This is a genomic window from Microbacterium stercoris, assembly GCF_017592545.1.
Taxonomy (GTDB): Bacteria; Actinomycetota; Actinomycetes; order Actinomycetales; family Microbacteriaceae; genus Microbacterium; species Microbacterium stercoris.
In genome coordinates, this window is sequence record NZ_JAGFOA010000001.1 from 363383 (window position 1) to 383695 (window position 20313).

The 20313-nt window shown below is 68.9% G+C and carries 19 protein-coding genes; 13 read left to right on the forward strand and 6 right to left on the reverse strand.

All coding sequences use genetic code 11. From position 1 onward, the window contains the following. The first annotated feature begins 24 nt into the window (after positions 1 to 24). From J5V96_RS01615 to J5V96_RS01645, 7 genes are read left to right on the forward strand one after another with little or no spacing between them, the layout of a single operon-like run. Positions 25 to 1293, forward strand: a complete 1269-nt coding sequence (locus J5V96_RS01615; protein WP_208499894.1) for a hypothetical protein — start codon at positions 25 to 27, stop codon at positions 1291 to 1293. Further along, a complete protein-coding gene (asp1, locus tag J5V96_RS01620; RefSeq protein ID WP_208499896.1) occupies positions 1290 to 2855 on the forward strand; it encodes an accessory Sec system protein Asp1 in 1566 nt (521 codons plus the stop codon). The genes J5V96_RS01615 and asp1 overlap by 4 nt, the downstream gene beginning before the upstream one ends. Continuing rightward, positions 2830 to 4356, forward strand: coding sequence for an accessory Sec system protein Asp2 (asp2, locus tag J5V96_RS01625; RefSeq protein ID WP_208499898.1), 1527 nt, complete (start codon positions 2830 to 2832; stop codon positions 4354 to 4356). Before asp1 ends, asp2 begins: the two co-directional genes overlap by 26 nt. Further along, positions 4346 to 4795, forward strand: a complete 450-nt coding sequence (gene asp3 / locus J5V96_RS01630) for an accessory Sec system protein Asp3 (protein WP_208499901.1) — start codon at positions 4346 to 4348, stop codon at positions 4793 to 4795. Before asp2 ends, asp3 begins: the two co-directional genes overlap by 11 nt. Further along, positions 4785 to 7112: an accessory Sec system translocase SecA2 gene (gene secA2, locus J5V96_RS01635; RefSeq protein ID WP_208499903.1), complete on the forward strand. Its 2328-nt coding sequence runs from the start codon at positions 4785 to 4787 to the stop codon at positions 7110 to 7112. The genes asp3 and secA2 overlap by 11 nt, the downstream gene beginning before the upstream one ends. 14 nt (positions 7113 to 7126) lie before the next feature. Further along, positions 7127 to 8674, forward strand: a complete 1548-nt coding sequence (locus J5V96_RS01640) for a glycosyltransferase (protein WP_208499905.1) — start codon at positions 7127 to 7129, stop codon at positions 8672 to 8674. After that, positions 8668 to 9975 carry a glycosyltransferase family protein gene (locus J5V96_RS01645; RefSeq protein WP_208499907.1) on the forward strand — a complete coding sequence of 436 codons (1308 nt, stop codon included), beginning with the start codon at positions 8668 to 8670 and terminating at the stop codon, positions 9973 to 9975. The genes J5V96_RS01640 and J5V96_RS01645 overlap by 7 nt, the downstream gene beginning before the upstream one ends. On the opposite strand, the gene J5V96_RS01650 is transcribed toward J5V96_RS01645, so the two are convergent. Next, positions 9948 to 10574, reverse strand: a complete 627-nt coding sequence (locus J5V96_RS01650; RefSeq protein WP_208499909.1) for a hypothetical protein — start codon at positions 10572 to 10574, stop codon at positions 9948 to 9950. The two genes, J5V96_RS01645 and J5V96_RS01650, sit on opposite strands and share 28 nt — an antisense overlap. A 71-nt stretch (positions 10575 to 10645) precedes the next feature. Continuing rightward, positions 10646 to 11110, reverse strand: coding sequence for a MarR family winged helix-turn-helix transcriptional regulator (locus J5V96_RS01655; protein ID WP_208499912.1), 465 nt, complete (start codon positions 11108 to 11110; stop codon positions 10646 to 10648). Positions 11111 to 11225: 115 nt separating this feature from the next. On the opposite strand from J5V96_RS01655, the gene J5V96_RS01660 reads away from it, so the two are divergent. Together J5V96_RS01660 and J5V96_RS01665 are read left to right on the forward strand one after the other, a co-directional pair. Next, positions 11226 to 11792 (forward strand): LemA family protein, encoded by a 567-nt coding sequence (locus tag J5V96_RS01660; RefSeq protein ID WP_208499914.1) that lies wholly within the window; start codon positions 11226 to 11228, stop codon positions 11790 to 11792. Positions 11793 to 11934: 142 nt separating this feature from the next. After that, positions 11935 to 12645, forward strand: a complete 711-nt coding sequence (locus J5V96_RS01665) for an AAA family ATPase (RefSeq protein WP_208499915.1) — start codon at positions 11935 to 11937, stop codon at positions 12643 to 12645. Between the two features lies 1 nt (position 12646). On the opposite strand, the gene J5V96_RS01670 is transcribed toward J5V96_RS01665, so the two are convergent. Next, complete coding sequence (locus tag J5V96_RS01670) at positions 12647 to 13621, reverse strand: NAD-dependent epimerase/dehydratase family protein (protein ID WP_208499916.1); 975 nt, start codon at positions 13619 to 13621, stop codon at positions 12647 to 12649. Between the two features lie 103 nt (positions 13622 to 13724). On the opposite strand from J5V96_RS01670, the gene J5V96_RS01675 reads away from it, so the two are divergent. Next, on the forward strand, positions 13725 to 14963 hold the full coding sequence (locus tag J5V96_RS01675; RefSeq protein WP_208499917.1) for an FAD-dependent oxidoreductase: 1239 nt from the start codon (positions 13725 to 13727) through the stop codon (positions 14961 to 14963). On the opposite strand, the gene J5V96_RS01680 is transcribed toward J5V96_RS01675, so the two are convergent. Then, positions 14960 to 16237 carry a winged helix-turn-helix domain-containing protein gene (locus tag J5V96_RS01680; RefSeq protein ID WP_307793189.1) on the reverse strand — a complete coding sequence of 426 codons (1278 nt, stop codon included), beginning with the start codon at positions 16235 to 16237 and terminating at the stop codon, positions 14960 to 14962. The genes J5V96_RS01675 and J5V96_RS01680 overlap by 4 nt on opposite strands. A 98-nt stretch (positions 16238 to 16335) precedes the next feature. Here J5V96_RS01680 and J5V96_RS01685 point away from each other — a divergent pair, with 98 nt between their 5' ends. Together J5V96_RS01685 and ilvA are read left to right on the forward strand one after the other, a co-directional pair. After that, the gene (locus J5V96_RS01685; protein WP_372439921.1) at positions 16336 to 17640 is read left to right on the forward strand and encodes an AI-2E family transporter; all 1305 of its coding nucleotides are present in this window, start codon (positions 16336 to 16338) and stop codon (positions 17638 to 17640) included. Beyond that, positions 17637 to 18914: a threonine ammonia-lyase gene (ilvA, locus tag J5V96_RS01690; protein WP_208499919.1), complete on the forward strand. Its 1278-nt coding sequence runs from the start codon at positions 17637 to 17639 to the stop codon at positions 18912 to 18914. Before J5V96_RS01685 ends, ilvA begins: the two co-directional genes overlap by 4 nt. 62 nt (positions 18915 to 18976) lie before the next feature. On the opposite strand, the gene greA is transcribed toward ilvA, so the two are convergent. Then, positions 18977 to 19465 carry a transcription elongation factor GreA gene (gene greA / locus J5V96_RS01695; protein ID WP_208499920.1) on the reverse strand — a complete coding sequence of 163 codons (489 nt, stop codon included), beginning with the start codon at positions 19463 to 19465 and terminating at the stop codon, positions 18977 to 18979. Between the two features lie 81 nt (positions 19466 to 19546). Then, positions 19547 to 19942 carry a DUF4307 domain-containing protein gene (locus J5V96_RS01700; RefSeq protein WP_208499921.1) on the reverse strand — a complete coding sequence of 132 codons (396 nt, stop codon included), beginning with the start codon at positions 19940 to 19942 and terminating at the stop codon, positions 19547 to 19549. Between the two features lie 70 nt (positions 19943 to 20012). Here J5V96_RS01700 and J5V96_RS01705 point away from each other — a divergent pair, with 70 nt between their 5' ends. Then, positions 20013 to 20312: a hypothetical protein gene (locus J5V96_RS01705; RefSeq protein ID WP_208499922.1), complete on the forward strand. Its 300-nt coding sequence runs from the start codon at positions 20013 to 20015 to the stop codon at positions 20310 to 20312. Position 20313: the final 1 nt, after the last annotated feature.

Below are 20313 nucleotides of genomic sequence, written 5' to 3' on the forward strand. Positions count from 1 at the left end.
GAGTGAAGCGGGGGAGGATCGACGGTGTCGCACATTCCTGAGGGCAGATTCGCGAGCCTGAAGACGAAGCTGCTGTGGACGGCGCTGTTCTTCGTGTGCTTCATGATCGGGCGGTACATCCCGATCCCGCTGATGCACGGCACGGCGACGGGAACGGGCGTCGAGCTCCTCAGCGCCGCGAACATCGCCACGGGCGGAGACTTCTTCTTCCCCTCCCTGTTCTCACTCGGATTGGGCCCGTGGATGGGGGCGGCGATCCTCTGGCGGTTCCTGTTCATCGGCCGGATCGCCCGCAACCGGAACATCCCGGAGGCCAGCGTCGACCGCGCCCGCAACACGCTCGTGGTGATCCTCGCCGTCATCCAGGCCATCAGCCTCATGGCGACCTACGACGTGGAGGAACTGCCCGTGGGGCCCTTCGCGCCCGTGGTCAACGCGCAGATCCTCATCGTCGTCGCTCTCACGGGCGGTGCCCTGATCGTCGCCTGGCTGGCGAAGCGGAACGAGGAGTTCGGCCTCGGCGGCATCACGATGTTCATCCTGTATCAGCTGATCATCACGGCGCTGCGAAACCTCGAGGTGCTGCCGGCGTCCACGCGCGAGGCGCGCGACGCGGGGGTGCTCTGGGTCGTCGTCGTCGCCTGCGTTGCGGTGGTGGTGATCGGCATCATCGCCGGAAACGCCGAGCTTCGGCTGCACGTGAACAAGGTCGCGATCGACAACGGCTACATCGGGGTCTCGTATCTGCCGATCAAGCTGAACCCGGCCGGCGTCTCGCCCATCATGTACGGGCTGGCGCTGATGACGATCCCGCAGAGCATCGCGGGCGCGGCCGGCGCGGTGATTCCCGGCGCGGATGCCGGAGCGGAGCGCTTCCTGTCCGTCTGGACGCTGAGCAGCCCGGTCGGGTTCACCGCGTACCTCCTCCTCCTGTTCGCGCTCGCCATCTTCTTCGGGCTGTTCACCGTCGATCCGCGGGCGACGGCGAAGCGGATGAGGGACGGCGGCGAGTACTTCGATCACGTCGCTCCCGGACCGCCCACCCGCGCATACCTGCGCCGCCGGGTGATCGCGCTCTCCGCCGCCAGCGGGGTCTTCCTGGTGGTCTTCACCGGCCTGCCGCTCGCGTTTATGGGCGAGTTCCCGAACCTGCAGTTCCTGCTGATGGCGCCGGGCACGCTCATGATCCTGCTCGGCCTGCTCTGGATGCTTCAGGAGGAGATCGCGGACACCAGGATCGGGACGAGGTACGGCTTCGCGTTCCGGGCTCGCGACCGGAGGGTGACCGCATGATCCATTTCATCCCTTCCTGGTACAACCCGGCGCGCCGCTGGTATGCCACCGACAACGCGTGGTTCCACGGCGGCGTCGACGGCGAGGCCGATGACACCGCGACCCGGGTGCGGATCTTCCGACAGGGCGCCGAGGAGACGCGGCTCGTTGTGCTCAACTACGCCCCGAGCCTGCGGCGGTTCCTCCACAGCCACAACATCTTCGACGTGCCCTATTGGTCCTTCTTCGATGAGCTCCAGGGGCTCGAGGACGACTACACGCGGCCCATCGACTTCCTCCAACTCGAGTGGCCCGACGACGTCAGCTTCTTCTACAACCCGTTCATCGTGACGGTCATGCGAGGCGCCGAGGTCTATGCGCGTGTGCACCTGGCGCGTGCCGGGACGCTGCAGTCGATCCGCTACTACGGCGACGACATGCCGACGGTCGAGCGCATCTACGACGACCGGGGATTCCTCTCCAGCGTGCTGATGCACGACGAAGCCGGCCGTCCGATGACTCAGTACTACTTGTCGCGCGGCGGCGACGTGATCCTGAGCGAGGATGTGCCCTCGGGGCGGATCGACATCGTCCAGGCAGAGGATGAGCGGCTCCGTCAGCAGTCGTACGACAGCTGGGAAGCGCTGATGTCGGAGTTCCTCGGCGGGTACATGCAGCAGCACAGCGGAGTCGGCGACACCGTGGTGCTCGCCGTCTCCGAGCAGCACAACGACCTCGTCGCATCCTGCCTCGGCGACCAGATGCTCGTGCTCTCACGGTCTGCCGCGCGCGCCGCGCCGGCATCGAGCGACGTCCTCGTGCGGGCGGCGGCAGTGTTCTCCGACTTCGACGAGCCGCAGGGCGGCGGACGCCGCGCCGCGGCGTGGGAGCGGCTGCCTACGTTGTCGATCTACCCGCTGGAGAGGCGGGCGACCTTCGGCGCGAGCACCAACGAATCGACCGTCTGCATCTCGCTGTTCGCCGACGACATCACCCCCGAGCAGCTCGACTTCGCCATCGCGATGATGGCCCCTCAGCTCGTCGAGGGCGACACGCGCCTGCTCGTGTGCACGTTCCGCCGCCATGACGTCGAGCACCTGCGAGCCGTCCGCAGCGTCATCGCGGGCTACCAGCACCTGGATCTGTCGTTCCTGGAGAGCGACGAGACCACTCGTCTGAGCGTGGACGTCGGCATCGCCGAAGGCCCGGAGGAGAAGATCCAGCTGACGTTTGTCGACGGGGATGCCGATCTGATCCGCACGATGGCGCGCACCCGGGTGCTCGTCGACCTCGGTGCGCGACCCGACATCCGGCTTGCCGCAGCGGCGGTCGACGCCGGCGTTCCGCAGATCAACCGCACCGCTCAGGCGCTGGTCACACATGAGATCAACGGCTACGTGATCGGCGACGACGCGGAGCTCGGTGCAGCGCTCGCGTACTTCCTCTCCGGGCTCGAGCACTGGAACCGATCGCTTGTGCAGTGCCGCGTGCTCGAAGACCTGTTCAGCGCCCCCGAGGTGCTCACCCGGTGGGAGCTCATCAAGGAGGTGGCGACGTATGCGCGTCCTGCAGATCGGCCGTGACGACTGGTCCGCGGCGGCACGGATTCCGTCGGGCGTCTCGTGGGAGTTCGTCGACGCCGGCAGCGAGGCGGGCTTCGATCCGGCGCTCATCGGCCGCGTCGACGTGACGATCCTGGATGCGCCGTGCGAGCCGCGCCACCTGCAGGCGGTCGCCAAGGTCATCACGCCCCACACGCTGCTCGTCGAGCGCAACGTGGCGTCGGGGTCGGATGAGGTCTTGGCGCGTCTCCTCTCGCAGAAGGCGGCCGTCGTACAGGACATGGATGATCGTCAGGCGCTCATCGACCTGCTGCCGAATCGCTACTTCGCGAAGCCCTTCGGGCAGAAGCTCGAGATCCGCCGCACCAAGGTGTCGCCGCTGCACCCCTCGCCCGCCTGGTACGAAGGCAACGCCTACCTGGTGACGGACGTCGATCACGAGGGTGACTTCCGGCAGCTGATGATGTGGAAGGAGAACATCCTCTACGAGAACCATCGGGCCCTCGAGCTCTGGCCCGAGTACGTGAAGGACGGGGAGTGCGAGGTGCAGCTGGTGGTGCAGCTGATCCAGAGCGGGACGTCGGACGTCATCGCGTTCCACCGCACATACTCCGAGGAGGAGCTCGCGGAGCCGATCATCATCTCCGATCCGTCCAGCGGCTATCTGTCCTGCTCGATCTTCGCGAAGGGCCGTGGCCGGGTGAAGGTGGGACCGATCCACTACCGTCACTCGCGAGACGGAGCGGGGCACTTCCTCCCGGGGGGACGGCGGATCGTCGACAGTCGTCGCGAGGAGCTGTTCACCTACTTCCATCCCGGCGACCTCACTCCGCCGCTGAACATCTACTTCTCCGGATATCGCCCCGCGGAGGGCTTCGAGGGGTATTTCATGATGGCCGGCCTCGGCCACCCCTTCCTGCTCATCACGGACCCTCGGCTCGAGGGCGGTCGGTTCTATCTCGCCAGCGACGAGCTCGAGGGGCGCCTGCATGACGTCATCCGCGAGCACATCGACGCCCTGGGCTTCGAGGAGGAGGACGTGATCTTCTCGGGCCTGTCGATGGGATCCTTCGGGGCGCTCTACTACGGATCGCAGTTCCGGGCGCACGCGATCATCGCGGGCAAACCCATCATCGACCTCGGGTACCTCGCCGAGCGCGGCCGCCTCGTGCGCCCCCAGGAGTTCCTCACGATCCTCGACATCGTGAACTTCTGGAACAAGACGAATGCTCAGGGAGAGCCATCGACCGCTGACGAGTTCACGGGTGCGCTCCTGGACCGCTGGCGCGGGGATCCCGGGTTCGGCGAGACGAAGATCCTGATGTCCTATATGAAACAGGACGACTACGACGACGCCGCCTACTTCACGCTTCTGGATTCGCAGTCGGGCAAGGCGACCGAGGTCATCGCGCGCGGATACCAGGGGCGCCACAACGATGACAGCCCCTCGATCGTCTCCTGGTTCGCGGGCCAGTTCCGGCGTGTCATCGATGAGTACACGGAGGCGCGCAATGGCGGATGAGCTGATCGCGACCGTGCGCTGGGGCAGTCTGAACAGCCGGGCGGCACTGTACGGATCGGTGCTGAGCGTCGATCCCTCGGGCGAGGTGCACCTGGCGAACCGCCTGATGCCCAGTGGCACCACCCTGCAGGAGTGGTATTCGTTCACGGACTACCAGGCGGTGCGCGAGGCTCCGACCCTGCCGCTGCTGCGAGGCGGGGCGAGCTACCGGCTGGAGCCCGAGCTGCGTACGGCGCCGGCCGACAGCGTGGTGTTCGACGTCCGCTACTTCGACCGCTTCGATGAGCTGCTGCGCGTGGATGTGCTTCACGCGCCGCGGTACGAGTTCTCCAGCCCTCCGGAGTGCCATCACTACACGATCCGGCTCGCGAACGCCGGATGTGACGAGCTGTGGTTCACCTCCTTCGCGCTCCGAGAGGGGGACGCGGATGCGGAATGACGACGCACGCAATCGGCGGCTCCTTCAGCGCGTGAACGCCCACCAGGACACGATGCGCGCGCTCTCGGATGCCGCTCTGCAGGACAAGACCCGCGAGTTCCGAGCGCGTATCGATGAGGGCGCGACGCTCGACCAGCTGCTGCCCGAGGTGTTCGCCGCGATCCGCGAGGCCGACCTGCGCGTCGTCGGGAAGTTCCCCTACGACAACCAGGTGCTCGCTGCCATCGTGATGCATCAGGGCAACATCGCCGCGATGAAGACGGGGGAGGGGAAGAGCCTCACGGCCACGCTTCCGCTGTATCTGAACGCGCTGGGCGGGGCCGGCGCGATCCTCGCGACGGTCAACGGCTACCTCGCGCGACGCGACGCCGAGGAGTTCGGCGCGGTGTTCGAGTTCATGGGGCTGAGCCTCGCGATCGGCGTGCCGGAGTCGGCTGCGGAGGACTTCACGCCGCAGCAGAAGAAGGAGATCTACGGCGCGGACATCGTCTACACAACGAGCGACAAGCTGGGCTTCGACTACCTTCTCGAGAACCTCGCCGGCACGAGCGAGGAGAAGTACCTGCGCCCGTTCAACTACGTGCTGATCGACGAGGCGGACGCCGTTCTGCTCGACCTCGCGCAGATGCCCCTGGTGATCTCGGGATCGCCCCGCGTGCAGTCGAACCTCTATCCGCTGGCAGACGAGTTCGTCGCGACGCTGCGCGAGGACATCGAGTACGAACACGACGAAGGCACCGGCGTCACGCGTCTCACCGAGCAGGGGATCGCGGCCGGCAACCGGTTCTTCCACGTCGAGAACCTCTACGCCCCCGAGCTGTTCCGGCTCAACCGCCACGTCAACCTCGCGCTGCGCGCGCGAACGCGATTCGAACCGCTCCGCGACTACATGGTGCTCAACGGACGCCTTGTGCTGCTGAGCGCCGTGACGGGCCGGCTTCTCGACGGAAACAAGCTCCAGGGAGGCCTGCACCAGGCGATCGAGGCGCGCGAGGGACTGGAGATCACCACCGAGAACCGCGCAATGGCCTCCGTGACCTACCAGAACCTGTTTCTGATGTTCGAGAAGATGGGCGGCATGACCGGCACCGCGAGGGGATCCGAGAAGGAGCTCCTCAAGATGTACCGCACCGAGGTCGTGGAGATCCCCACCTATCGGCCGATCATCCGGGTGGACGAGCCCGATGTCGTGGTGCGCACGCTCGCCGAGAAGGACCGCCTGGTGATGGATCACCTCGAGGAGATGCGGAAGACGGGCAGGCCGATCCTGGTCACGACCGGATCCGTCCGCAGCTCCATCGCCTTCTCCCAACGGCTCCTCGAGCGCGGCATCGAGCACAATCTGCTCAACGCGCTGAGCGAGGCGAAAGAGGCGGAGATGGTGCGCGAGGCCGGGCGCGCGGGCGCGCTCACGGTCGCCACGCTGATCGCGGGGCGCGGCACGGATATCAAGCTGACGCCCGAGGCGCGCGAGCTCGGCGGGCTGGTGATCATCGGCACCGAGAAGATGCCCAACCGGCGCGTGGACGGTCAGGTGCGTGGGCGCAGCGGACGCCAGGGGGAACCAGGCAGCAGCCGCTTCTACTCGTCGATGGAGGACGAGGTCTTCGTTCGCTTCGGATCGGTGAGCCAGGAGAAGGTGCGGAGGAAGCGGTGGAGCCCGCGGTCCATGCGGCGCCTGCTGGATCGCGCGCAGAGCGCAAGCGAGGAGCGCGCCGCGGGGGCGCGCAAGCTCTCGAAGGACTTCGACATCGCCATGGCTCGGCAGCGCGACCTGGTGTACGACATGCGTGCGCAGATCGTCGCAGGCGGGGGGATGGAGGCGGGGGACCTCGAGCAGATCGCGGCCCGTGTCTTCGCGGAAGCGGCGCGCGCCGGCACGTGGAAGGACGTCGGCAGCCTGAAGCGGTACATCTTCGACAACGTCGGCTACCGGATCCCGGCGGACTTCGCAGAGGTCGAGGTCGACGATCCCACGGCGGTGCAGCGCTTCCTCGTCGGCACGTTCGCGCGCGCGATCGGGGACAAGCTCGACGTGCTCGCGGATGCGGAGGTCTTCGAGAAGTTCCGGGACATCGTCCTGCTCAAGGCGATCGATGTCGCCTGGATCGAGCAGGTGGACTTCCTCGAGCAGCTGAAGACCGTTGTGCAGGACCGGGATCTCGCTCAGCACAAGGTGGAGTACGAGTACCGGCGGGAGGCCTACTTCGCGTTCGAGGAGATGAAGAAGCGCATCGACCGCGACGTCGTGCGACTGCTGTGTCTGAGCCGGATCGAGCGGGGCGCCGACGGCGGCCTCATCATCCAGTTCGCCTGAGGGGTCGGCAGCACATGCGCGTCTTCAACGTCAACAAGGCCGTCGGCCTCGCATCGAGCGGGGTCGAGTATGCCCAGCTGTATCGACGGGAGCTCTTCGCCGAGATCCCGTGGGTGGAGGACTATTACGTCTTCACCGACTACATGGGCACTCACATCAGCTACTTCTCCGACCGGATCGGCATCCCGCGTCACCAGGTGCTCTGGATCTACAACCTGGTGAGCGGGCGCCCCACGCTGCCCTCCACGGTGCTCCTGGCCGACTACATCGCCACGATCGCTCAGCCGCTCATCGATCGTCAGACGTTCCGCCATCACACCGACATCGTGCTCGCGGATCCGGCCGTGCGCCTGCGGATCCGAACCCTGAGCGGCGGGATCGTCGATCGCGTCGAGACGCTCGTGGGGGAGCAGCTGGTGCGTATGGAGCATTACGACGAGACGCTCCACAACGTGGAGCACTTCGAGGGCGGAGCCCTGGCCCGTCGGGTCTTCTACACTCCGGACGGTCGGATCGCGGCGGAGCAGTTCTACCGGGACGGCGAGATCTCCCGTACGGTGATCACTCCGGCTTCGCCCCTGTACCGCACCCCGACCCGTCCGGGGCGGTCCCGCCCGAGCTCGTTCACCGGTGACGTGATCCTCGAGGGGCGCTCAGCGTTCTTCCGCTTCGTCTTCGAGGGCCTGTTCGATCGCGAGGACGACATCGTCATCGTCGATCGCGCGCTGGACGTCATCGACAGCATCTATCCGATGATCGGCCCGCGGCGGCTGTTCTCGATCGTGCATGCGGAGCACTTCGACCTCAAGCAGATCGAGGACGGCGTGCTGCTGTGGAACAACCACTACGAGAACGTCTTCAGCCACCCTGACCTCGTCGATGTCTTCGTGGTCTCGACACACCGCCAGGAGGAGGTCCTTCGGCAGCAGCTCGCCTCACGACTGCCCGCCGACGGGTTCCGCGTCGCGCGCATCCCGGTCGGATTCGTGGATGTCCGGGAGACGCCGCCGACGTACGATCCGGTCGCCCTTGTCACGGCCAGCCGCCTGGCCGACGAGAAGCACCTCGATCTGCTCATCCGCGCGGTGGCAGAAGCTCGCAGTCGCGTGCCCGGCCTGCGGCTCGACATCTACGGCGAGGGTGATCGCGAACCGCTGCTGGCCGCGATCGAGGAGACGGGGACGCGGGACTGCGTGCGTCTGATGGGGCATCAGAAGCTCGAGGGAGTGCTGGGCACGTACGCCCTGTACCTGTCGGCCTCCACCTCCGAGGGGTTCGGCCTCTCCCTCCTCGAGGCGATCGCCGAGTGCCTTCCGATCGTCGGCTTCGACGTCGACTACGGCAATCGCGAGATGGTCGAGCCGGGGGTGAACGGCCTGCTCGTTCCTCACACCTCCGAGGAGGCCGACGTGCGCGCGCTTGCCGATGCGGTGGTCGAGGTGCTGACATCCGGCTCCCTCGACGCCCTGCGGGAGCGGAGCCTGCGCAGAGCGCAGGCGTACACGTCGGCGCACGTCAGAGAGCTGTGGGAGCAGCTGCTCGGAGAGGATGAGCGGTGCTAGCGCTGTTCGATGCGTTCGACGACGCCACGCGAGAACTGATGCGGTCGCTCGAGGCGGCGGAGATCGCGTTCACGCCGGTCATCATCCACTACGACGGCGAGCTGCCGGATGGAGCGCTGAGTCCCTTCACCGCATACACGGGCATCGAGCGCGAGGGCGACCCGCTGTTCTTCAACGAGGTGCCGGTGCCGGCGTGGTGCGAGATCCGGCAGGGGCCGGAGGTCTACGCAGAGGTCCTCCGTGAAGGGATCACGATCGGACGGATCCACTACGAGCCGAACTCGTTCCGTCAGGTCGAGCGGGTCGACTGGCTTTCGCCGGATGGGCAGGCCACCCACACCCACCACTACGACCGCTACGGCAACCGATACGCGACGACCTACCACAGCGGCGGGATGGCCTATCAGACCGTCTACCGGGGGCCGGGGGAGTGGCAGATCGAGGTGCACCACTCGTCGAAGGCGGTGACGATGCAGTCCGCCCGGGAACGTCGCGTCTTCGGCTCGCTCACCGACTTCGTCTCGTTCTTCCTCGATGACCACGGCCTCGCCGACGATTCCGTGCTCATCAATTCGCTCTCGTACCCCCTGTTCGTCATGCGCCAGCGCGCGCACGCCCCGAACACGACCCTGTTCTGGCAGGAGCCGGTCGCGGGCGCGCTGCCCGGCAACATGCTGCTCGAACTCGACGAACCGCGTGCCCTGCGGCGCATCGTCTTCTTCGACGAGAGCCTGCAGCGCGACGTGGCCCTGCAGCATCCGGACACCGGGGTCGAGGTCGCCTACCTGTCCCACCTCGGTCAGTTCGCCGACAAGCGCGGATACGACCCGCGACGGGCGTTCACCCTCACGAGCAGCGACGACATCCCCGTCCTCGCCGACCTGCTCGAGGAGTTCCCGGATGTGACGTTCTCGGTCGCGGCGCTCACGCTCATGAGCGATCGGCTGATGGATCTCCGGCGCACGCACGATAACCTGGTGCTGATCCCCACCATCACCCACCGTGGGATCCGCGCCGAGCTCGACAGCGCGTCCGTCTACCTCGACATCAACGCCGGCGCCCACGTGCTCGATGTGGTGAAGGCGGCCTATCACCTCGACCTGGTTGTGCTCGCGCTCGACCGGTGCGCCAAGGCGCCCCGTCACTCACGCGTGCTGGCGACGGGAGACGAGCTGAAGGCGCTCCTGGCCCGGGTGCTCACAAGCGCGGAGGAGAGGGGGCGGGTGCTCGACGAGCTCCACCGTCAGCAGGGGCCCCGCTCCACGCCGGATGACTATCGGAGGCTTCTCGGCGGACGATAGCGGGCGGACGATAGCGGGCGTTCAGATGTGACGCGCGACTTCGCGGAGGAACCCCCTCGGGTCGTCGGTCCACAGCCGCACGCGCTCGACCGGGTGCGCCCCGCCCTTCGGGCCGATTCCGGGCAGCGTGACCGGCGTGGGTCCCTCGAGGGTGATGAGGATGTTCGTCTCGTCCGCGATCCGCACGGCGAGGGCGGGAACCCCGTCGTCCTCGGTGATCCTCGGCGCTTCTGCTCGTCGACGCGCCGCGCGAGCTCCACCGAGGCGATGTCGTCCCACGAGAGGGGGATGTCGAGCTCCAGGCCCTCGCGCACCCGGATGCCTTCGGGGCCGACCGTGTGCGGGCGCATGAGCATGGCGCACAGGAGGCCGATCATCCAGGTCAGTCCCCAGATCCCGAGCACCAGCATCGAGATCCGCACGACAGGCCACCGGTGGACGATCAGGTCGAGGATCGGGATCTCCACGGCCGAGAGGACGATGAAGATGATGAGGACGGTCAGGATCGGCGCGTGGTACGCGAACCCGGCGCCGTCGCGCGGCACGGCGGGGCGGCGAGCGATCGCGCGTCCGATGCTGGCGTAGATGCGCAGCTCCACCCGCAGGGCTCGCTTCGCGAGGGAGGCGCCCTTCTGCCAGACGGTGGGCCCGACGGTCTCGGTGACGGCGGTCATCGCGCCGTCTCCGCGGATTCCCCCGCGGGCTGCGCGGCCTCGACGAGTTCGGCCAGGCGGCCGGCGATGGCGGCCACCCCGCGTTCGAGAGCCGCGCGGTCAGAGGGGGCGACGGCATCGAGCAGTGTGGCGGCGAGCTCGCTGTGCTCGCGCTGCATCGTGGCCATCTGCGCCGCTGCCGTGTCCGTGAGCTCGATGACCGTCGCACGCCGATCGCGGGGATGGGGCGTGCGGACGACGTAGCCATCGGCCTCGAGCACGTCGATGATGCCGGAGATGTGGCGCGCGGAGATCGACATCGCGCTCGCCAGTTCGCGCTGGGTGGCGGGGCCGCCGTGCTGCAGCACCCAGAGCGCCTGCACCCGCGTGGGAGTGAGACGCGTGCCCTCGAAAGCCCGGGCCATGTCGCGCTGGAAGAGCTCGCTCACGTGGAGGAGGTGATCGAGGACGGTCGGTTCCATATATTTACTGTACTTCATATTTACCGTTGGGAACTATTTGCCCGTCCCCTGTATGGACGACGCGGGCGCTCACGGGCGCCGTCTAGGATGGGGCCAATCACAAGGGGGTTCCTTCATGGAATGGCTGATTCCAGTCGTCATCGTCCTCGCTGTTCTCGTCATCGCGGGCGTCTATCTGTGGGCGACGTACAACTCGCTCGTGCAGCTGAACGTGCGTGTCGATGAGGCGTGGAGCGACATCACGGTGCAGCTCAAGCGCCGCGCCGACCTCATCCCGAACCTCATCGAATCGGTCAAGGGCTACGCCGCACACGAGAAGGCGGTGTTCGAGAACGTCACGCGCGCTCGCGCCGAGACGCTTGCCGCCGGCGGCCCCGCCGAGGCGGGCGTCGCGGAGGGGCACCTGCAGCAGGCGCTGAAGAGCCTGTTCGCGGTCGCTGAGGCCTACCCGCAGCTCCAGGCCAGCCAGAACTATCTCCAGTTGCAGCATGCCCTGATCGACACCGAGGACAAGATCCAGGCGTCGCGCCGCTTCTACAACGGCGGAGTCCGCGAGCTGAACACCAAGATCAAGGTGTTCCCGAACAATCTGTTCGCCCGCAACCTCGGATTCTCGGAGCGCGAGTTCTTCGAGGTCGTCGATGGCGCGGCCATCGCCGAGCCGCCGCGCGTGCAGTTCTGACGCGCCACCGTGTCGGACGGCCGCTCACCCCTCGGGGTGGGCGGCCGTTCCGTCTGCCGGCGGCGAATCGGACCGGAGATCCGAACCGCGGGTGAGCGATGTCGGCGGCCGGTCCTAGAGTCGCGGTGTGAAGAAGGGGCGGATGCGGCGCGGAGCGCTGCCGGTGGAGCGGGTCGAGGAGTCGCCGTACGCGCGTGCCGAGCGCGGACGGTGGCCGATGAGTCTCGCTCCCGTGCGGCAGCTGCTCGACGAGGGCCTCGACCTGGGCCCGGTCACGGTGCTCACGGGCGAGAACGGTGCGGGCAAGTCGACGATCGTGGAGGCGCTCGCCGCCGCGTACGGGATGAACCCCGAGGGCGGTTCGACCGGAGCGATGCACTCGACCCGTGCGACCGAGTCCGCGCTGGCCGAGCACCTCGCTCTGCGCCGCGGGCCGGGCTCCGCGCGCCGCGGATTCTTCCTGCGGGCCGAGACCATGCACGGCTTCTACACATACCTCGAGGAGGTGGGTGTCGGTGCGCCGCTCCACGAGCGCAGCCACGGCGAGTCGTTCCTGGAACTCGTGGAGGAGCGACACTTCCTCCAGGGACTGTGGGTGCTCGACGAGCCCGAGTCGGCACTGTCGATGTCCGGCTGCCTCGCGCTCATCGCCCTGCTGCGCCAGCAGATCGCCCAGGGCTCCCAGGTCGTCCTCTCGACGCATTCCCCGGTTCTCGCGGCCTTTCCCGGCGCGGATCTCTACGAGCTGGGCGACTGGGGCATCCGAAGCGTCGCGTACGACGACCTTGATCTCGTACGCGCGTGGCGCGTGTTCCTCGACGATCCGGGGCGGTTCCTGCGCCACCTCGACTAGCTCAGCGGAGGGTCGCGAGCACGTCTGCTTCCTCGTCGGCGGTGAGGCCGGTCAGCACCGCCCCGGGCGTCGCCTGCAGCCAGGCGAGCGTGTCGCGTGCGGTCTCGGCGATCGGGCGCGCGACGAGGCCGGCCTCGACGGCCGGGCCGGCGCGATGCGTCATCATGCCGTCGTAATCGGGCCTCGGCAGCCACAGGGGCAGCGATCGCGGCCCCATCCAGGGCTGCACGCCGGCGGACTCGAGCTGCGCGTGGGACGCCCAGTGCCACCGCGGGCGCACTCCTGCGCCCGCGGCCGTCTCACGGAGGAACGCTCCGATGGGGGACGGCGCGGCGATCGCATCGAAGACGCCGGATGCGCGGCGCTCGGCCAGCAGCACGATCCAATCGGCGAGGTCGCGCACGTCGATCACCTGCACCGGATCATCCGGATCTCCCGGTGCGAGCACCGGCTCGCCCTCGGCGGCGCGGCGCAGCCGATCGACCCAATAGGAGAAGCGGCCTGAGCGGTCGCCGGGGCCCACAACGAGCCCGGGACGCACGATGGTGTGGGACGGCGCGGCCTCGGCGACCAGGCGCTCGCAGGCGATCTTCATCGGCCCGTACGCCTCCGGGTCGTCGCTGTCGTCGAACAGCGGCTCATGCAGCGGCAAGGTGGCGGGTCCGCCGTCACGGGTCGCCTCATCCGCGTACGCGCTGATCGAGGAGACGAAGATCCAGTGCGACGCGCGCAGCTGCGCGAGCGCCGAGCGCACCTGGGAGGGGCGCCGCGAGACGTCGACGACCACGTCGAACGCGGGCCCGGTCAGCGCAGCGGGGAGGGGAGCGTCGCGGTCGGTCGTCACGTGATCCACGCCCGCGGGCGGCGCGCCCGTCACCCCGCGGCTCGCGGTGGTGACGTGGTGACCGCGGGACATCGCCGCCTCCGCCACCGCACGGGACAGGAACACGGTGCCGCCCAGCACAAGGAGTCGCATGCTCGCAGTCTGCCCATGCCGGGCCGTGCCCGGCAGGGGTGTTCGCGCCAGGCGGATCCGCTGGCCCCTTCCCGTGGGCGCGTCGGCGGGCCAGGCTGTCGGCATGAGCGAGAGAACCGGGTGCATCGTCGTCGGAGGGGGACCGGCAGGGATGGTCGCGGGGCTCCTGCTGGCGCGGGCGGGCGTCGCCGTGACGGTGCTCGAGAAGCATGCCGACTTCCTCCGTGACTTCCGCGGCGACACCATCCACCCGTCCACGCAGCTGCTCCTCGACGAACTGGGGCTGATCGAGCGGTTCCAGCGCATCCCGTACTCCCGTCTCGAGGCGGTGCAGGTGCCGGATGCGAACGGCGAGCGGGTGACGGTCGGAGACTTCCGCCGGCTGTGGCATCCGTATCCCTTCATCGCGATCGCACCGCAATGGGACTTCCTCGATCTGCTGGCCGAGGCCGGGCGGGACGAGCCGCACTTCCGGCTGCGCATGCGGACAGAGGTCACCGGGCTCCTTCACCGCAACGGGCGGATCACGGGGGTGCGCTTCATCGACAACGCGACGGGGGAGCGCGGCGAGCTCGAGGCATCGCTCACGATCGCCGCCGACGGACGCGACTCCGTCGTGCGACGGCTGGCTCGCATCCCGATGCGCAGATACCCCGTGCCCTTCGACGTGCTGTGGTTCCGCATCGCGGCGCGCGGTGACGACGGCACCCCGATCGACGTGGGGCGCAATCTCATCCCTCGCGGCGCCGGTGGAAGGCTGTTTGTGCTCATCCCTCGTGGCGACTACGTGCAGGCGGCGATGCTGATCCCGAAGGGGACCGAAGCCGCGCTGCGCAGCCGCGGCATCGATGTGTTCCGCGCCGAGGTCGCCGCCGCGGTGCCGGAGCTCGCGGAGCCCGCGCAGCGGATCCGGTTCTCCGATGTGCACGCGCTTGATGTGAAGCTCGATCGCGCGCGCCGTTGGTGGTCCCGCGGTGTGCTGTGCATCGGCGACGCTGCGCACGCGATGTCACCGGCAGGCGGGGTGGGGGTGAACCTCGCGGTCCAGGACGGCGTCGCCGCCGCGACGCTGCTGGCAGACCCGCTGCGGGAAGCGCGGATGAGCGATGCGGCCGTGGCCGCTGTGCAGCGACGGCGCAGGATGCCGACGGCCGTGACCCAGGCAGCGCAGCGCGTGATCCACGCCGGCATGCGACGGGCCTTCGCCGCGGGATGGACCCCGTCGATTCCGGCGTCCCTGGCGCGGGTGCTGCGCGTGGCGCCCTGGCTCACCGTGATCCCGGCGCTGTTCGTGGGGATCGGCGCCCGGCCCGAGCATGCGCCGGACTTCGCGCGGCGCTAGGCCGCCTCGGGCTCCGGATCGGCCGGGGCATCGAGCACGCGCTCGTGGCGAGCTGCGTCTGCCATGACGAAGGCGAGATCGTCGGTCGCGTCGCCCCACGAGGAGATGGAGATGCGCTCCAGCCCCTGCCACGCGGCGGCCTCGCGGAGCGCACGGGCGACGCGCTCTGCCGCGGACGGCGCCACATCGGCCTCCCACCACGCCGATTGCACACGCAGCGTGGACGCGGCGCGATCGGCCTTGAGGTCGACGCGCCCGACGATGCGATCGTCGACCAGCACGGGAAGCGAATAGTAGCCGAAGCGCCGCTTGGCGGCCGGGGTGTAGATCTCGATGCGGTAGTCGAAGTCGAACAGCCGTTCCGCTCGCTCACGGAACCAGACCACCGGATCGAAGGGCGTCAGGATCGTCGCCGCGTCGACCCGTCGCGGAAGAGCGGCATCGCGGTGCACCCAGGCGGGCTTCGCCCAGCCCGCGACGGTGACGGGAGCCAGCTCGCCGGAGTCGACGAGATCGCTGATGGACGAGAGCACGGCGTTCCGGTCTCGCAGACGGTAGTAGTCGGCGAGGTCGGACGCCGTCGCCACCCCCGAGGCACGAGCCGCCCGCCGCACGAGCTCGCGGATCGAGTCCTCGCGGGAGAGCGTCTGGTCGAGCACGGACGACGGCACCACCTGCTCGGCGAGCGCGTAGCGGCGCTCGAAGCCGCGCCGGCCCGCGATGGCGACCTCGCCGAAACGCCACATCATCTCGAGCGCGCGCTTGACCACATCCCAGTCCCACCAGGGCCCGCGTGCCCCGCGATGGGCGTCGGACTCGATCTCGGCGGGACGCAGCGGGCCGCGTGCGGCGAGCTCGGCCCGCACCCACTCGACCGTCGCCGCGTTCTCGGCATACCACCCGCCGGGCGCACCGTATTTGGCCCGCATCGCGTCCATCCGGAACCGCCAGAGCGGCCAGTCAGCCACGGGCAGGAACGTGGCCTCGTGGGCGAGGTACTCGATGTATGCGCCCGTCGAGCGGGGCTTGCCTCCGGCGCCGTGCCGCAGCACGAGCCGATCGAGATCGGCGGTCTCGTACGCGCCCAGGCGCGAGAACAGCGGCACGTAGTGCGAGCGCGAGAACACATTGACCGAGTCGATCTGCAGCACGCCCATGCGCGCGATCGCGCCGTTGAGCTGGCGTGCCCCCACCGAGGCCGGCTGCGGCCGGGTGAACCCCTGCGCCGCGAGGGCGATGCGGCGGGCTTCGGGGAGCGACAGATGCTGCTTCACCCGGCTCACGCTACCCAGGGCCACCGACATCGCGGTGGACCGTCCGCCAGACGCGACATATTCCGGCGGCGCATATGGCCCGGTTCTAGACTGATCGCGTGAGCGAAGACAAGCCGCGCGCCGGATTCTGGGACGTCTTCCGCCCCCGAGCCGCAGGGACGCACGCCGCCCGCACGCCCGACGTGCCGGCCAGCGCGCCGGCCGGCACCCCGGTGCCTGCCGGCCTGCGCATCGCGACCGCGTACGCGTGGCGCATGCTCGTCATCGCGGGCGCCATCGCGGTGCTCATCTGGCTGGTCATCCAGTTCAAGCTGCTCGTCATCCCTCTGCTGATCGCGATCCTCCTGACGGCGCTGGTCTATCCGGCCATGTCCTGGCTGCTGCGCCATCGCGTGCCCAGATGGGCGGCGATCGCCGTCACGCTCATCGCAACGCTGGCCATCGTGGCGGGACTCGTCTGGCTCGTGGCGTGGCAGATCTCCCGGCAGTTCCCGGATGTCCGTGCCCGCACCGGCGAGGCGATCGACGAGCTGCGAGCCTTCCTCCTCACGCTCGGTGTCTCCGAGAGCGAGATCAACACGTACATCGATCAGGGGCTCGCGCTGCTGCAGGAGCAGTCCGCGGCGCTCTGGAGCGGCGCGCTCGCCCTGGGCTCGACCGTCGGGCACGTGGCGGCCGGGGCCCTGCTGGCCCTCTTCGCCCTCATCTGCATCCTCGCCGACGGCGGCGGCATCTGGAGATGGGCGGTGCACCTCTTCCCGACCTCGGCACGCCGCGCCGTGGATATCGCCGGTCGCAACGGCTGGCAGACGGTCGTCAACTACGCGCGCACCCAGATGCTGGTCGCCACCATCGACGCCGTCGGCATCGGCCTCGGAGCGTTCCTGCTGCAGGTGCCGCTGGCGATCCCGATCGCCGTGCTCGTCTTCCTCGGCTCGTTTGTGCCTCTCGTGGGCGCGATCCTCACCGGCACGGTGGCCGTCTTCATCGCGCTCGTCTACAACGGGCCCTGGATCGCCCTCGCGATGCTCGCGGTCGTGCTCGCCGTGCAGCAGATCGAGGGTCATGTCCTGCAGCCGCTGCTGATGGGATCCGCGGTCAAGGTGCACCCGCTGGCCGTCGTGATGGTGGTGGCGGGCGGATCGATGATCGCCGGCATCCCCGGCGCGCTGTTCGCGGTGCCCCTGGCCGCATTCGTGAACGTGGTGGCTGTGACGCTGTCGTCCGGCTCCTGGCGCACGGGTGGACGGCCGCACGGCGATCTCATCTGGGACACGGTCCCCAAGACCATCGGCCCGCGAGCCCCGGGGCCGGCGCGATCCCGAACCGGGACGATGCTGTCCGAGAGCGACACCGAACCGAACACCGAGCCGAACACCGAGACGAAGGGGAGCGCCGAATGACCACGGTCGATCCTGTCCAGCCCGCAGCCTCCGCCACGGACGCGCTCCCCACGATTCCCGCCCTGTCCGAGATCGAGGAGGCCGCGCGCAGCCTCGAGGGTGTCATCAACCACACGCCTCTGGAGTACTCGCTGCACCTCAGCGAGGTGCTCGGCGCCCCGGTGAGCCTGAAGCTCGAGAATCTGCAGCGCACGGGCTCCTTCAAGGTGCGCGGTGCCACCTACCGACTCTCGCGCCTCACGGCCGAGGAACGCGCACGCGGGGTGGTGGCCGCCTCGGCCGGCAACCACGCGCAGGGCGTCGCGCTCGCCGCGCAGCAGCTGGGCATCCCGGCCACGATCTACATGCCGCTCGGTGTGCCCGTGCCCAAGCTGCTCGCGACGCGCGGCTACGGCGCCGAGGTCGTGCTGGAGGGCCCCACGGTCGCCGTCGGCCTCGAGCGTGCGCTCGAGCACTCCGAGCGCACGGGGGCGATCATGATCCACCCCTACGACCACCGTGATGTCGTCATCGGCCAGGGCACGCTCGGGCTCGAGATCATGGACGACGCGCCGGATGTCGAGACCATCGTGCTCGGCATCGGCGGCGGCGGACTCATCGCCGGCGTCGCGGCGGCGGCCAAGGCCCGCGCCGCGGCGGAGGGCCGCACCGTGCGCGTGATCGGCGTGCAGGCCGAGAACGCGGCGCCGTACCCGCAGTCGCTGACCGAGGGGCGCCCGGTGCAGGTCGACACGAAGCCCACGATCGCCGACGGCATCCTGGTCGGGCGCCCGGGGGACGTGCCCTTCGCCATCATCAAGGAGCTGGTGGACGAGGTCGTCACGGTTTCGGACGACGACATCGCGCGCGCTCTGCTGGTGCTCCTCGAGCGCGCCAAGGTCGTCGTCGAGCCCGCCGGCGCGGTGGGAGTGGCCGCGATCCTCGCCGGGAAGGTGCACTCGGCGGGCCGCACCGTGGCTGTGCTCTCCGGCGGCAACATCGACCCTCTGCTGCTGCAGCGCGTGGTCGCACACGGTCTCGCCGCCTCGGGACGCTACATGACGATCCGGATCCCGCTTCCGGACCGCCCGGGTCAGCTCTCTCGTGTGTCCGAGCTGCTCGCCGAGGCCGGCGCGAACGTGATCGAGGTGCTGCACACGCGGCACGGACAGGGGCTGCAGATCAGCGAGGTCGTGCTGCAGATCTCCGTGGAGACCCGGGGCCAGGATCACCGCGAGCTCACGCTCCAGATCCTGCGCGACGCGGGCTTCCGGCCCGAGGTGCTGCCGGACTGACCCGGAATCGCCGAAGGCCCCGTTCCGCCGTGGAACGGGGCCTTCGCCGTGTGACGACGTGATCAGCCGGTGAAGGTCTCGACCTTGACGATCTCGACCGCGATCGACTTGCCGCTGGGAGCCGTGTAGGTGGTCTTCTCGCCTTCGCGGAGTCCCAGGATGGCGGCGCCCAGCGGGGACTGCTCGCTGTAGACGTCGAGGTCGGTGCCGCCCGCGATCTCGCGGCTGCCGAGCAGGAAACGCTCCTCGTCGCCGAGAACGATCGCGGTCACCACCGTGCCCGACTGCACCGTGCCGTCGGACTCGGGGGCTTCGCCCACCTCGGCGCCCTTCAGCAGCGCCTGCAGGTCGCGGATGCGCATCTCGATCTTGCCCTGCTCGTCCTTGGCCGCGTGATAGCCGCCGTTCTCCTTGAGATCACCCTCTTCGCGGGCGATCTCGATGCGCTTCGCGATCTCCTCGCGGCCCGTGGTGGAGAGCTGCTCGAGCTCGGCGGCGAGGCGGTCGTACGCCTCCTGAGTGAGGAAGTTCGACACGATGGCCCCCTTCATGTCTGCGGAGATGATCCGTCGGAGATAGTGCAAGACGCCCCGGCGTCGTGCCGGGGCGTCAAGGGTTTCTTGGGCGTCAGACTACGTGACCCAGCACGATTCGACCAAACCCGTCGTGGCCTCGGCGACCGTGGGCACCGTCTCGACGTGACGCTGGTGACGGCTGTCGGCGGCCTCGTACTGCACGATCTTCCAGCCCACCACGCCGAAGTCCTCGCTGAGGGCCTGCACCGCGCACGCCACCGAGCGTCCGGCCGGCGCCGTGAACTGGAAGCTCACCTCCACGGAGCGCTCGTCGACCACCGTGAAGCCGTGGCCGTCCACGCCGACGGCGTCCATCTCGGTCGCCACCGTGTTCCACCCGAACCATCCGACGAGCAGCGCGGCGGCCGCGATCACGGCGACCCAGGCGATCCGGCGCCTGCGCGGGTCGCGGGTGCGGCCGTAGCGATCGTCGAGCTGGGCCTGCGTGGTCATGGATCTCCGGAAAGTCAGGCCCGGCGGCGAAAGCTAGGCTGGTACCTCCAGGCTAGAACAGGAGCCCTGTATGCACGCTCTCGCGGCGACCCCCACCCCCCTTCCGACCGAGGGCCCGGATCCCTCGATCGTCACTCCGGGGTTCGAGGGATTCGCGGTCATCGCGATCCTCGTCGTGATCGTGGCGCTCCTGGTGATGGACATGCTGCGCCGCGTGCGCAACACGCGCTATCGCGCCGAGGCCAACGAGGCCCTGGACGCCGAGGAGGCCGAGGCCCGGGAGTCCGCCCAGGAGACGGAAGGCCCGAAGAGCGCGAATCCGGGCGGCGACGAGCCGCATCGCGGGACCGGCGAGACGCGCGGGCAGTAGC

Bases quoted from the DNA above. Each gene is read 5' to 3' on its own strand.
- asp2 (WP_208499898.1), top strand. From the start codon at position 2,830: ATGCGCGTCCTGCAGATCGGCCGTGACGACTGGTCCGCGGCGGCACGG.
- J5V96_RS01670 (WP_208499916.1), bottom strand. From the start codon at position 13,621: ATGCGACTCCTTGTGCTGGGCGGCACCGTGTTCCTGTCCCGTGCGGTG.
- J5V96_RS01705 (WP_208499922.1), top strand. From the start codon at position 20,013: ATGCACGCTCTCGCGGCGACCCCCACCCCCCTTCCGACCGAGGGCCCG.
- J5V96_RS01655 (WP_208499912.1), bottom strand. From the start codon at position 11,110: ATGGAACCGACCGTCCTCGATCACCTCCTCCACGTGAGCGAGCTCTTC.
- secA2 (WP_208499903.1), top strand. From the start codon at position 4,785: ATGCGGAATGACGACGCACGCAATCGGCGGCTCCTTCAGCGCGTGAAC.
- asp3 (WP_208499901.1), top strand. From the start codon at position 4,346: ATGGCGGATGAGCTGATCGCGACCGTGCGCTGGGGCAGTCTGAACAGC.
- J5V96_RS01640 (WP_208499905.1), top strand. From the start codon at position 7,127: ATGCGCGTCTTCAACGTCAACAAGGCCGTCGGCCTCGCATCGAGCGGG.
- ilvA (WP_208499919.1), top strand. From the start codon at position 17,637: ATGACCACGGTCGATCCTGTCCAGCCCGCAGCCTCCGCCACGGACGCG.
- J5V96_RS01665 (WP_208499915.1), top strand. From the start codon at position 11,935: ATGCGGCGCGGAGCGCTGCCGGTGGAGCGGGTCGAGGAGTCGCCGTAC.
- J5V96_RS01675 (WP_208499917.1), top strand. From the start codon at position 13,725: ATGAGCGAGAGAACCGGGTGCATCGTCGTCGGAGGGGGACCGGCAGGG.
- greA (WP_208499920.1), bottom strand. From the start codon at position 19,465: ATGAAGGGGGCCATCGTGTCGAACTTCCTCACTCAGGAGGCGTACGAC.
- asp1 (WP_208499896.1), top strand. From the start codon at position 1,290: ATGATCCATTTCATCCCTTCCTGGTACAACCCGGCGCGCCGCTGGTAT.
- J5V96_RS01660 (WP_208499914.1), top strand. From the start codon at position 11,226: ATGGAATGGCTGATTCCAGTCGTCATCGTCCTCGCTGTTCTCGTCATC.
- J5V96_RS01700 (WP_208499921.1), bottom strand. From the start codon at position 19,942: ATGACCACGCAGGCCCAGCTCGACGATCGCTACGGCCGCACCCGCGAC.